Origin of the sequence: Flintibacter hominis (genome assembly GCF_014287965.1) — a bacterium.
Classification (GTDB): Bacteria; Bacillota; Clostridia; order Oscillospirales; family Oscillospiraceae; genus Lawsonibacter; species Lawsonibacter aceti.
The window spans coordinates 140,248-152,599 of the sequence record NZ_JACOPO010000003.1; the positions used below are offsets into that span (position 1 = coordinate 140,248).

At 57.5% G+C, this 12,352-nt stretch carries 15 protein-coding genes; all 15 read left to right on the forward strand.

Going from position 1 to position 12,352, the window contains the following annotated elements; translation table 11 throughout:
- The first annotated feature begins 51 nt into the window (after positions 1-51).
- The 15 genes from H8S11_RS05900 (at position 52) to fmt (ending at position 12,259) form a co-directional block, all read left to right on the forward strand.
- Entirely contained in the window at positions 52-306 is a 255-nt protein-coding gene (locus H8S11_RS05900) for a putative Se/S carrier protein (protein ID WP_147572258.1), read from the forward strand.
- On the forward strand, positions 303-1,427 hold the full coding sequence (locus tag H8S11_RS05905; protein WP_147572259.1) for an aminotransferase class V-fold PLP-dependent enzyme: 1,125 nt from the start codon (positions 303-305) through the stop codon (positions 1,425-1,427). Before H8S11_RS05900 ends, H8S11_RS05905 begins: the two co-directional genes overlap by 4 nt.
- 202 nt (positions 1,428-1,629) lie before the next feature.
- Positions 1,630-2,547 carry a diadenylate cyclase CdaA gene (gene cdaA / locus H8S11_RS05910; protein WP_147572260.1) on the forward strand — a complete coding sequence of 306 codons (918 nt, stop codon included), beginning with the start codon at positions 1,630-1,632 and terminating at the stop codon, positions 2,545-2,547.
- Positions 2,544-3,779 carry a CdaR family protein gene (locus tag H8S11_RS05915; protein WP_147572261.1) on the forward strand — a complete coding sequence of 412 codons (1,236 nt, stop codon included), beginning with the start codon at positions 2,544-2,546 and terminating at the stop codon, positions 3,777-3,779. Before cdaA ends, H8S11_RS05915 begins: the two co-directional genes overlap by 4 nt.
- A 17-nt stretch (positions 3,780-3,796) precedes the next feature.
- Positions 3,797-4,219, forward strand: a complete 423-nt coding sequence (locus tag H8S11_RS05920; protein WP_147572262.1) for a SoxR reducing system RseC family protein — start codon at positions 3,797-3,799, stop codon at positions 4,217-4,219.
- A 15-nt stretch (positions 4,220-4,234) separates the two neighbouring features.
- Complete coding sequence (locus tag H8S11_RS05925; RefSeq protein ID WP_147572263.1) at positions 4,235-5,098, forward strand: DUF5685 family protein; 864 nt, start codon at positions 4,235-4,237, stop codon at positions 5,096-5,098.
- Positions 5,098-5,688 carry a J domain-containing protein gene (locus tag H8S11_RS14065; RefSeq protein WP_186852517.1) on the forward strand — a complete coding sequence of 197 codons (591 nt, stop codon included), beginning with the start codon at positions 5,098-5,100 and terminating at the stop codon, positions 5,686-5,688. Before H8S11_RS05925 ends, H8S11_RS14065 begins: the two co-directional genes overlap by 1 nt.
- Entirely contained in the window at positions 5,689-6,219 is a 531-nt protein-coding gene (locus H8S11_RS05935) for a hypothetical protein (protein ID WP_147572265.1), read from the forward strand.
- A gap of 32 nt (positions 6,220-6,251) precedes the next feature.
- Positions 6,252-7,133, forward strand: coding sequence for a YicC/YloC family endoribonuclease (locus tag H8S11_RS05940; protein WP_147572266.1), 882 nt, complete (start codon positions 6,252-6,254; stop codon positions 7,131-7,133).
- 14 nt (positions 7,134-7,147) lie between these two features.
- Complete coding sequence (locus H8S11_RS05945; RefSeq protein ID WP_147572267.1) at positions 7,148-7,423, forward strand: DUF370 domain-containing protein; 276 nt, start codon at positions 7,148-7,150, stop codon at positions 7,421-7,423.
- On the forward strand, positions 7,420-8,025 hold the full coding sequence (gene gmk, locus H8S11_RS05950; protein WP_186852651.1) for a guanylate kinase: 606 nt from the start codon (positions 7,420-7,422) through the stop codon (positions 8,023-8,025). The genes H8S11_RS05945 and gmk overlap by 4 nt, the downstream gene beginning before the upstream one ends.
- Positions 8,026-8,068: 43 nt before the next feature.
- Positions 8,069-8,257 (forward strand): DNA-directed RNA polymerase subunit omega, encoded by a 189-nt coding sequence (gene rpoZ, locus H8S11_RS05955; RefSeq protein WP_147572269.1) that lies wholly within the window; start codon positions 8,069-8,071, stop codon positions 8,255-8,257.
- A 66-nt stretch (positions 8,258-8,323) separates the two neighbouring features.
- Entirely contained in the window at positions 8,324-10,789 is a 2,466-nt protein-coding gene (gene priA / locus H8S11_RS05960) for a replication restart helicase PriA (RefSeq protein WP_186852518.1), read from the forward strand.
- A 46-nt stretch (positions 10,790-10,835) separates the two neighbouring features.
- Positions 10,836-11,339, forward strand: coding sequence for a peptide deformylase (def, locus tag H8S11_RS05965; RefSeq protein ID WP_147572271.1), 504 nt, complete (start codon positions 10,836-10,838; stop codon positions 11,337-11,339).
- On the forward strand, positions 11,336-12,259 hold the full coding sequence (gene fmt, locus H8S11_RS05970) for a methionyl-tRNA formyltransferase (RefSeq protein ID WP_186852519.1): 924 nt from the start codon (positions 11,336-11,338) through the stop codon (positions 12,257-12,259). Before def ends, fmt begins: the two co-directional genes overlap by 4 nt.
- Positions 12,260-12,352: the final 93 nt, after the last annotated feature.

Sequence of the window (12,352 nt, forward strand, 5' to 3'; positions counted from 1 at the left end):
AGCTATTTCCGAGGGGCGGCCGACAGACTGTCCCGAGAAAGGAACCAAGTCATGCTCTATTATCTCATTGTATGCCGCTCTCTGACCTACGCACAGCGGACAGCCGCCGCCCTGGAGCGGGCGGGCATCACGGCGCGGATTCTCCGCTCGCCAAAGAGCGTGGCGGGGGAGGGGTGCAGCCACTCGGTCAAGATATCCCAACGCAGTCTGCCTGACGCCCTCCGGGTCCTCCAGCGGACGAATCTTGAGCCAAAGCGTATCTATATCACCGCCGGGGACGGCAGCTATCAGGAGGTGGAGCTGTGATCTATCTGGACAGCGCGGCCACCACCCTGCAGAAGCCGCCCTCTGTGGCTCGCGCCACCGCACACGCCATTGACCACTTGGCCAGCCCTGGACGGGGAGGACATCGGCCGGCTATGGCTGCCGCCGATACTGCCTTCGCCTGTCGGGAGGAGGCGGCTGCCCTCTTTCATGTGACCAGCGTCGATCAGGTGGTTTTTACGTTTAACGCTACCCATGGACTCAATATCGCCATAAAAACCCTGGTCCATCCTGGGGACAGAGTGGTGATTTCCGGCTATGAGCACAACGCGGTCACCCGGCCGCTCCACGCGATTCCGGAGGTGGAAATTTTGGTGGCCCGATCGCCTCTCTTTGACAGGCAGGGAATGATAGACTCCTTCCGCCGGTGTCTGGACCAGGGGGCGGACGCGGCTATATGTACCCATGTATCCAATGTATTCGGTTTTATCCTCCCAATCCAGGAGATCGCGGAGCTGTGCCGGCAGCGGGAAGTGCCTCTGATTGTTGACGCCTCACAGTCCGCAGGCGTCCTGCCGCTGGATATCCAGGAACTGGGCGCCGCCTTTGTAGCGATGCCGGGCCATAAGGGGCTCTACGGCCCACAGGGCACCGGCCTGCTGCTCTGCAACCGTGACCCGACTCCGATTCTAGAGGGCGGGACAGGAAGTGAATCCTTGAAGCAGTCCATGCCCCAGTTCCTGCCTGACCGCCTGGAGGCGGGGACCCACAACATTGCCGGTGTGGCCGGCCTGCTGGAGGGCCTGCGTTTTTTGCGCCGCCGGGACATACGGTGGATTGCGGGACATGAGAGCCGGCTGATCCAGCGGATGGGTAACGGGCTGTCCAGATTGCCGGGTGTGGAGGTGTTCCAGGCGTCTATGCCCAAGGCGCAGTCCGGTGTGCTCTCCTTTCGAATTAAGGGAAGGGACTGTGAGGACGTAGGTGAGGCACTGGGGGACCGAGGATTTGCGCTCAGAGCCGGCCTGCACTGTGCCCCGGAGGCACACCGCACCGCTGGCACTCTGGAAACAGGGACCGTCCGTGCCAGTGTATCTGCCTTTAACACCGAGATGGAAATTGACCGCTTTCTGCGGGCAATTGGAGATATGGTCAGACGTTGAATCATGAAAAAAACGCTTTGAAGTGGGACTCAGGCGAATGAGCTCCGTTTTGAAGCGTTTTTTTCGCCGGAAAAACGGGTAAAAAAGTAACAAAGAAAATTAAAAGAAAATTCATGAATTTTTCTCCGGGAACGCCCCCTTTCGTGTTGCCAACCGGGCGGGAATATCGTATAATAACAAAATAGGAAAATTGCGGCCGGGTATGCGAAGACAGCCGTTGAGAGAGGTGATCCATGTGTTTCAGGATATCACGAGTCTGCTCCAAAATGAGCTTCCGATTATCAGCACCATACGTCTTTTTGATCTGCTGGATATTGCCATCCTCTCTCTGATCATATACAAACTGCTCTGGATGCTCCGGAAAAGCAGCTCCGGACGGGTCTTACGAGGAATCCTGATCCTGCTGGTAGCCATGTGGATCTCCTCGGAGCTCCCACTGACGGCCACCAGTTTCATGCTGAACAAGGTAGTAGAGTGGGGCGTTCTGGTCCTAGTTGTCCTTTTCCAGCCCGAGATACGCCGCTTTTTGGAGCGGATGGGGAGCAGCCGCCTGGGACTGAATTTTTCCAGCAGCAGGGCCACGCCTATGGAGATCGAAACCGCTATTACCCAGACAACCGAGGCCTATGCCGACCTTTCCAGAGATAAGGTTGGGGCTCTGATGGTCTTTGAGCGCAAGAATCTCCTGGACGATGTCATTAAGACAGGGACGGCTCTGGACTGCGGTGTATCCAGCGAACTGCTGAAGAACATCTTTTGGAATAAAGCGCCTCTGCATGACGGTGCTGTCATTGTTCGGGAGGGCCGTATCGTGGGCGCTGGCTGTATGCTGCCCCTGTCCGGCAATGTGAACCTGAGCCGCGACCTGGGGATGCGCCACCGGGCAGGGATCGGGATGAGCGAGCATTCGGATGCGGTGGTAGTTATCGTGTCGGAGGAAACGGGCTCCATCTCCGCGGCCGTGGGAGGCATGCTCAAGCGGCATCTGGCGCCGGAGACCTTAGAGCGGCTGCTGCGGAACGAGCTGTTGAGCGAGAGCAAGGAGGAGGAGAAGAGCAGCCAGTTCCCTCTGTTGAGCCAGCTCTTTGGCGGAAACAGGAAAGAGGGTGACCGCTCATGATGGGACGACTGAGAGAGAGCAAATGGGTATATGTCCTGCTGTCCGTCCTGCTGGCGGTGCTCTTTTGGTTTTATGTGCGGGCGGAGGTGGACCCCACTCAGCCTTATACCATCCATAATGTGCGGGTAGAGCTGACTGGGACCAATGTATTGACCAGCCAGGGGCTGACCGTGGCTGGTCTGTCCACTGAAACTGTGAACTTACGGATTGAGGCGCCCACCAGCGTGGCGGCCAACCTGCTGAAGAACCGTTCAAATCTCTATATCCCTCTGGATGTTTCCCGCTGTGTGGAGGGGGAGAATGAGTTAAGCTACAAGCCCAGCTATCCCGCCAATGTCAATGTGTCTGATGTGACCTTGCAGGAGCAGGACCCGGCGACCATTATCGTAACAGTGGATAAACTCTATACAAGCTCTTTTGACGTAGAGTTTCAACTGAAAGGGCAGGTGGCGGAGAACTATCAGATGGGCACCGCAGCTGTGAGTCCGGAAAGTGTGACCGTCAGCGGCTCGGTAGAGCAGGTCAGCCAGGTCGCCAAGGTGGTTGCCATCCTTGAGGATGAAAATTTGGACGAGCGCTTTGCCGGAGATCTTCCTCTCACCCTGCTGGACCGGGAAGGGAATCCGCTGACTGATCTGGATGTCACCCTCAGCGCGGACTCCGCCTATGTGGTGGTTCCTGTGGTGGTGCAGAAGGATGTGGGCCTGACGGTCAATGTGATTCCTGGCGGCGGAGCCACAGCGGATGACGCGGTTATCGAAATCGAGCCGGATATCATTACCGTGACCGGACCTGAAACAGATATAGAGGGTCTGGAGGAGATATCTCTGGGCAGTGTCGATCTATCCAAGGTCGTGGGGACGAAAGAGTATACCTTCCCCATCACACTGGACCCTGGATTAGAGAATGTCAGTGGGATTACCTCGGCTAAAGTGACTGTTAAGGTAGATGGCTTGTCAACTGCTACCTTCGAGGTGGGCAACATTACGGTAAGCCAGCCGCCGGATGGATATACGGCCGAGGCGGTCACGCAAAACCGTACAGTGACTATCCGGGGTAGAACGGAGGATCTGGAAAAGATCGATGCCAGCCAGATCCGGATCGTAGCGGACGTGTCGGAGGTGACCACCACTGGGCTGATCCCGGTCACCGCCCGAGTCTATCTGGATGCCGGCGGGAGCGTAGGGGTCATCGGGGATTATTCCATTGTAGTCAATGTGAGTCGGAGCTAATTTGGAGGCAAAATACCATGGTTCAGAACGCAATCGTAAAACAGCGGATAGGTGAGGGAGTGGTCCAGGTCTCCCTCCTGCGGCAGATGGAGTGCGGACTTCACTGCGATGGAGCCTGTGCTGGCTGTACCCAAAAACCCACGCAGGAGATCCTGGCGTTGGCCAGCGATCCCATTGGGACCAAGCCCGGCGATGTGGTGGAGGTTGAACCCACGTCTGGGCACAACATCAGCACCTCCGTGGTGGTGTTCCTGCTGCCCTGCGTTGGGTTAGGTGCGGGTTATATGCTGGGCCAATCCCTTCTGCATCTGGGCGATATTGCCGCTCTGGGGACCGCGTTGCTGGGACTGGTACTCGGCTTTGTTCCCGCGTGGCTGATTAACCGGGCGATCCTCCGCAGCAAGGCCCCTGAATTTGCTGTTTTGAAGCTGCTCCATTAAAGACGGAAACGTGCAGTGTTTGGATATGTAAGGCCCTGCCGCCCGGAGATGAAATGCAGGGAGTTTGACCTGTACCGGGCAACCTACTGCGGCTTGTGCCGTTGCTTGCGCCGGCGCTATGGGCTGCTGGCCCCTATGTTCCTGAACTTTGATTTCACCTTTCTGGCTCTTCTGCTGTGGGAGCCGGAGGAGCGTTTTACTCCCTGTCAGGGGCGGTGCCACGCCAATCCTCTGGTCAAAAAGCCCATGTGTCCTGACAGCGAGGCGCTGGAGTTGGCGGCGGATGAGAGTGTCATCCTGGCATGGTGGAAGCTGCGGGATTCGATCAAGGACGAGGGCTTTTGGAAAGCCATGCCCGCGAGAGGACTTTCCCTTCTGCTGCGTCCATCTTACCGGAAGGCTGCGGTTCGCTGTCCTGCCTTTGACCAGCAAGTCCAGGACAGCCTGGTGGAATTGGAACAGCTGGAGCGGGCGAGTTGTCCTTCGATGGACCAGGCGGCCGATACCTTTGCCCGGCTGCTCCAGGGAGCGGCAGCGAAAGAGGGAAAACAGGACCGGGTGTTATCCCAACTGCTCTATCAGCTTGGGCGATGGATCTATTTGGTGGACGCGAGGGACGACATGGAGGAGGACCGGGCAGCCGGGCGGTATAACCCGGTGATAGCCCGATTTGGTCCCCAGGGGGATGATGAAAACTTAAGGCGTACCTTGGACCATTCCCTGGGGCTGATGGGCGCTGCTCTCCAATTAGGGGAGTTTGGCTGCCGAACCCCGATTTTAGAGAATATCCTGTACCTGGGGCTGCCTATGGTGCAGCGGGCTGTCTTTGATGGCAGCTGGCGAGAGATAAAAAAACAAAAGATTTGGAGTAACAACTGATGAGAGATCCGTATAGCGTCTTAGGTGTGGACCAGAATGCCAGCGATGAGGAGATTAAGAAAGCTTACCGTGAGCTGGCACGAAAATACCACCCCGACAACTATCAAAACAACCCTCTGGCAGATCTGGCGGAAGAGAAGATGAAGGAGATCAACGAGGCCTATGACGCCATCACCAAGAGCCGTGCCGGTGGTGGCGGCTATCAGCAGTCCTCCGGGAGTTATAGCCAGCAGAGGTCTTATGGCGGCTCCGCAAACCCCACCTTTGCCCAGATCCGCAATCTGATTAACGCCGGTGATCTCCAGACCGCGGAACGCCTTTTATTGGAGGTGCCCCAGAAAAACGGGGAGTGGTATTTCCTCTCCGGCAGCATCGCCTACCGCAAGGGATGGCTGGATGAGGCCATGCAGAACTATTCCATGGCGGTCCAGATGGAGCCCAACAATATGGAATACCGCCAGGCTCTGTCTATCATGCAACGTGGCAATGTGGGTTATCGCCCCTATGGCTATACCAATACAGTAGACGGGATGGACTGTTGTACCTCAATGCTGTGTCTGAACTGTCTGTGTGGGGGAGGACACTGCTAAATGTCACGTCGGGATCGTGAACAGAGCGTCAGAATTGCTCTGGGCGGTATGCTGGGGGCGGGGAGCCTGGTCATTTTATGGCTGGCCTGTATCGTACCTTCGGGCTGGCTGGGTCTTACAGCTGTGGCTGGCCTGTTTCCAGTGACTGCGACATTGTATGCTGGCCGCGCGGCTGGCTATATGTGCTGGGCAGCAGGTTCCTTGCTGGGACTGGTCCTGCTGCCAAATAAGGGGATACCTTTGCTCTATCTGGTGTTTCTGGGCCTCTATCCGGTGGTAAAGAGCCGCATCGAGGGATTGCGCCGTGGAGCGGTAGAGTGGCTCCTGAAGCTGATTTTCTTTAATGCTGCTTTGATCCTGTGCTGGTTTTTATTTCAGGGATTGCTTCTCCCTGACCCGCCCCAGTGGCTGGAGGAGGGAATCGCTATCTTTTTTGCTGGGGGAAACCTGGTATTTATCTGTTACGACATCGGCCTATCCAGGCTCATCGGTTTGCTGGGACATCGTCTGAGTCGGGGAGGCAGGCGTTGAGCTATAATCCATATCAAGGAGAGTGACCTGATTTGGTCAAGAGCATGACCGGTTACGGCCGGGCGGAGGAGACGGTCAACGGCTGCACAATCACAGTGGAGCTGCGCTCCGTCAATAACCGCTATCTGGACTGTAATGTCCGCATTCCAAGGCTGTATCTGTTTTCTGAGGATGCCATCAAGACACGGGTGCAGAGCGCCATTTCGCGGGGAAAGGTAGACGTATTTGTCACGATGGACAGCACGGGCGCCGACGATATACAGGTGTCGGTAAACAGGCCCCTGGCCGCCCAATACGCCGCTGCTCTGAGAGAGCTGGCAGAGTTTTGCGGTGCGGGCTCCTATCATATTACCCCTGAGACACTCTCGCGTTTTCCTGAGGTGCTGTTGGCCCAAAAGGCGGAAGAGGATGTAGAGCAGATGGCAAAAGACATATGCGCGGTCCTGGACCGGGCCTTGGCTGATTTTGACCAGATGCGCACCCGAGAGGGGGGACGGCTTAGGGAGGATATTCTGGCCCGTGCCGCCTTGATCGAGGAGAAGGTGGGGGTGGTGGAGGCGCGTTCCCCTCAGACCGTTTCCGAGTATCGGACCAGGCTGGAGAGTAGGATGAACGAGGTGCTGTCCAACACCCAGCTCGATCCGGCGCGCATCCTGACAGAAGCCGCGATCTTTGCGGACAAGGTGGCCGTGGACGAAGAAACTGTGCGGCTGCGCAGCCACATCGAACAGCTCCGGGAGATGCTGGACAAGGGTGGAGCGATTGGACGGAAGCTGGATTTCTTGATTCAGGAGTTCAACCGGGAGGCCAATACCATCGGATCTAAATGCAGCGATATTGACATCGCCCGTCAGGTGGTCGATATCAAGGCGGAGATTGAAAAGATTCGGGAGCAGGTCCAGAATATCGAATAAGGAGGAACGGCGCTGTGAAGCTGATCAATATCGGATTTGGCAGCCTGATTTCCGCCCAGCGGCTGCTGGCGGTCATCGCGCCGGAATCAGCCCCAATCAAACGCATGATCCAGGAGGCCAGAGAGCGGGGCGTACTCATTGACGCCACCTATGGGCGTAAGACCTGCTCCGTGCTGGTAATGGACAATGACCATCTGATTTTGTCCGCTCTTTCGCCCGATGTTGTGGCCAGCCGGCTGGACGGAGAAAAGGCGGACAGACAGGAAGAGGAGGGGGCCACATGGCCATAAAGAAAGAAAAGGGGCAACTGATCGTCCTCTCCGGGCCCTCTGGTGTGGGTAAGAGCACGGTGATCGCTGAACTATTGGGACAGCGCCCTGACATCTATTTCTCTGTGTCCTACACCACCCGTCAACCCCGTGTGGGGGAGCAAGATGGGGTCAATTATAACTTTGTAGACCGGGCTGAGTTTGAGCGGATGATCGCCGCCCAGGAGCTGCTGGAATATGCCGAGTATGTGAATAACTACTATGGGACCTCACTCAAGGTAATACGGGAGAAGCTGGCGGCCGGTATTGATGTGCTGCTAGATATCGAGGTTCAGGGAGCGGCCAAGGTAAAGGACCAGTGCCCAGACGCACTGTCCATCTTTATCATTCCGCCCTCCTTTGAGGAGCTTTCCCGACGTCTCCACGGCCGGAATACCGACAGTGAGGAGGTTATCTCCGGGCGCCTGGAAAAGGCTCGGATCGAATTTCGGGAGATACCGAATTATGACTACCTGGTGATCAACGACAAGGTGTCAAATGCGGTTTATGAAATCGAGTCCATCCTGACCGCCGCCCAATGCCGGGTGGAGAACCGGAGCGGTATGCTCTCCCAGTTTATCTGAGCGAAAAAGTTTTAACGATTATGGTTGAAAAGGGGTTTTTATCATGATGCTCTATCCCGCTATGAAGGATTTACTGAAGAAGGTGCCCAGCCGCTATGAGCTGGTAAACGTTGTGGCCTGCCGGGCCCGCAAGATCGCCAGCGAGGCGGAGACGGCTGGTGTGCCGCTGGACGACAAGCCGGTCAGCATTGCCATCCGGGAGGTGGCGGAAGGAAAATTGGACCAGGAGTAAAGGGAGAGAAAGCAGGCGAAGGGGAACCTTGCGCTTGCTTTCCTTGTGATAGGGGGTGGTCGGACCGTGGGACGGAAAATCGCAAAAGTCGCTGTTTCCAGGGCCGTCTACGCTATTGATAAGCCCTATGACTACTGGATCCCCAAGGAGTTGGAGAAGGAACTGGTGCCTGGTATGCGGGTGCTCGTCCCTTTTGGAAGCGGAAACCGGGGGACGGACGGCATTGTCCTCTCCATCCGTGAGGAGGGGGAGGGTGGCCCCTCTCTAAAAGCCATCCAATCTAAGTTAGATGATGCGCCGGTGCTGGACCATAAAGGGATCCAACTGGCCCTTTGGATGCGGGAACGCTGTTTCTGTACGATGTATGACTGCGTCAAAGCCATGCTGCCGGCAGGGCTCTATTTCTCACTCCGGGATCAGGTAGTGGTCCAGGGAGACAAGGAAGCGGCCTATCAGACGGCGGAGGGGGCGGCCCTGGCGGTACAGCTCTTGGACCTGCTGTATGACTGGGGCGGAAGGGGAGATATGGAACAGATCCGTATGGCCTTCGGCCCCAAGGATCCCAATCCGGCGATCCATCTTTTGGTGGAGAGAGGCGCGGCGCGGCTGGAAACAAGTACACGCCGGGGCGTAGGGGATAAGCGGGAGAAGCTGGCGGTGTTGGCGGTCCCCACGGAGGACGCTATGGCGATGGTCACGCCCAAGCGAAAGACGGCTCCCCTTCGATACTCCGTAACCGAACTGCTGTGTACACTGGGTGCGGCTTCGGTCAAAGAGTTGTGTTATTTCACCGGGGCTTCTATGCCTACCATAAAATCCCTAGAAAAAAGTGGAATATTGACCTTGGAGGAGCGGGAGGTGTTCCGCCGCCTGCCTGCCATCCAGGTGGAGCCGGCCCAGCCCCTGGTGCTCAACCGGGAACAGCAGGAGGCGTTTGAGGGGCTTGACCAGCTGCGCCGGAGCGGTCAGCCGGCTGCCGCGCTGCTCTATGGTGTGACAGGCAGCGGCAAGACACAGATCTATATCCGACTGATCCAGGAAACCAGAAAGCAGGGGAAAACAGCGCTAGTCCTGGTGCCGGAGATCGTTCTGACACCGCAGCTGCTAAGAATATTCACTTCTCACTTTGGGGATCAGATAGCCGTCCTTCACAGCTCACTTCGGGCGGGGGAGCGGTATGACGAGTGGAAGCGGGTACGTGAAGGAACAGCTACCGTGGTCATTGGCACCCGGTCCGCTGTCTTTGCCCCTCTGGACAACATCGGCGTCATCATCCTGGATGAGGAGCAGGAGGCCAGCTATAAATCAGAAAATGTTCCACGGTACCACGCCCGAGATATTGCGAAATACCGCTGTGTCCAGCATGGGGCTCTGCTGGTGCTGGGCTCCGCTACTCCTTCTGTGGAGAGCATGTACCATGGGCAGGAGGGGACATACCACCTGTTCCAGCTGAAGAACCGCTATAACCAGCACCCGCTTCCACAGGTTATCCTGGCCGATATGAAGCAGGAGCTGCGTCAAGGCAACGCCTCCGCCATCAGCTCCGTGCTCCGGCGGGAGCTGGAAGAAAATCTAGCGCGGGGCGAGCAGTCGATTTTGTTCCTCAACCGCCGGGGAGCCAGCCGAATGGTCTCCTGCGGAGAGTGCGGGCAGGTGCCTGAGTGCCCCCGGTGCTCAGTGAAGCTGACCTATCACTCGGCCAACGGCCGGCTCATGTGCCATCACTGCGGCTGGTCCCAGCCCCTGCCCCCGGTGTGTCCCTCCTGCGGAGGACTGCTGAACTTTATCGGGGTGGGGACCCAGCGAGTCCAGGAGGAGCTGGAGACGCTGTTTCCAGGCACGCAGGTCCTGCGGATGGATACGGATACAGTTTCAGCGGCCCACCCCCATGAGGAGCTGCTGGACCGCTTTCAGAAGGAACGGATTCCCATTTTAGTGGGGACTCAGATGGTAGCCAAAGGTCTGGACTTTGAAAATGTGACTTTGGTTGGGGTCATCGCTCCCGATTTGTCCCTGTATGTGGACGACTTCCGGGCTGGGGAACGCACCTTCTCCCTGCTGACCCAGGTCGTAGGCCGCGCAGGGCGGGGGGACAAACAGGGGCGAGCGGTCATCCAGACCTTTACCCCGGAAAACGATGTGATCCGATGTGCCGCAAGCCAGGATTATGACAGTTTCTACCAGTCCGAGATCCTGCTGCGTCGGCTGCGGGGCTACCCGCCTTTTCAGGATATCATCGTACTCACCGCCTCCAGTGTGGATGAGATGGCTGTCCTGCGGTGCTGCGACCGACTGCGGCAGGCGCTTGACCAGGAGCTGAAGCGATACGCTCCGGGCGGTTGGCAGGTGCTGGGTCCGGCTCCGGCTGCGGTGGCGAAGGTGAATAACCGCTACCGTTATCGCCTGACTTTGACTGGCCCCTGTACCAGAGAAGTCCGTAGATTGATTGCTCATCTCATCCGGTCCGTCCATCAGGATAAGGACAACCGGGGGGTGTCCGTGTATGGAGATTGGGATCCCTATCAGAGTTAGACTTGGGCTTTGAGGCCCCGACAGAAGAATAAAAGGAGAAAATAACATGGCGATTCGTACGATCCTAACCAAGGGCGATCCGGCCCTGAATAAGATGTGCCATCCCGTCACCAAATTTGACCAGAAGCTGTGGGAGCTGCTGGACGACTTGAAGGAGACGCTGGCAAAGGCCAACGGCCTTGGGCTGGCCGCTCCTCAGGTGGGCATCCTGCGCCGTGCGGTCATCGTGGTGAATGATGATGGAGAGATGCTGGAGCTGGTCAACCCTGAAATCGTTGACCAGAAGGGCGAACAGGACGGACTGGAGGGCTGCCTGTCTGTCCCTGGACTGTGGGGCTATGTGAAGCGGCCGGCTTGGGTTAAAGTAAAGGCCCAGGACCGGGATGGAAACTGGTTTGAGGTGGAGGGACAGGAACTCACCGCCCGCTGTTTCTGTCACGAGTTGAGCCATCTGGACGGCCATCTGTACACGGAACTGACGGACAAGCTCTATACTAACGAGGATCTGGACCAGATGATGTCGGAAGAGGAGCAGGAGGAGCGGGGATGAGGATCGTGTTTATGGGCACTCCAGACTTTGCTGTTCCCTCCCTAGAGGGGCTGATCTCCGCGGGACATGAGGTGTGCGGGGTGTTCAGCCAGCCGGACAAGCCGGTTGGGCGGCACCAGAACAAGCTTCAGCCTACACCGGTCAAGTCCTGCGCCGCAGCTCATGGGATCCCGGTCTACCAGCCTACCAAGCTTCGGGATGGCACAGTATTAGCCCAGCTCAGGGAGCTGGCACCGGAGCTGGTGGTGGTGGCCGCCTATGGCCGTATCCTACCTGACGATATCCTGGCTCTGCCTCCAATGGGCTGCATCAATGTCCATTCCTCTCTGCTGCCCAAATACCGGGGGGCTGCCCCCATCAACTGGGCAGTGATCCGTGGGGAAAAGGAGACAGGTGTGACCATTATGTATATGGCCGAGGAGCTGGACGCCGGGGATATCATCGCCCAGGAGACAACCCATATCGACCCGGAGGAAACGGTGGAGAACGTCCACGACCGGCTGGCTGACCTGGGTGGGCGGCTGCTGGTCCAAACTGTGGCGGAGCTGGCTGCCGGGACCGCCCGGCGGATCCCTCAGGACCACAGCCAGGCTACGCTGGCTCCTATGCTGTCCCGAGAGTTCTCTCCCATCGACTGGAGCAGGAGCGGGTGGGACATCCATAACCAGATCAGAGGGCTGGTGCCATGGCCCGCCACCTCCACGGACATCTTTTCTGCGGAGCCAGTCAAAGTGTTCAAGTCCACCCTTCTGGACCAGGGGACGGACAAACAGCCTGGTACAGTGGTCGCCGCGGGGAAGGAAGGCATCGATGTGGCCTGTGGGGACGGAAGGCTCCTCCGTATCCTGGAGCTGCAGGCTCCTGGCGGCAAGCGTATGTCCGCCGCCTCCTATTTGGCTGGCCATCCCATTCACCTGTGATCGAAAAAGGAGAAACGCCATGGGAGCGGTCATTTATCATGGCATTTGCCAATTTATAGGGAGACTTGCCTGTATTTTATAGTCATCCCGGCT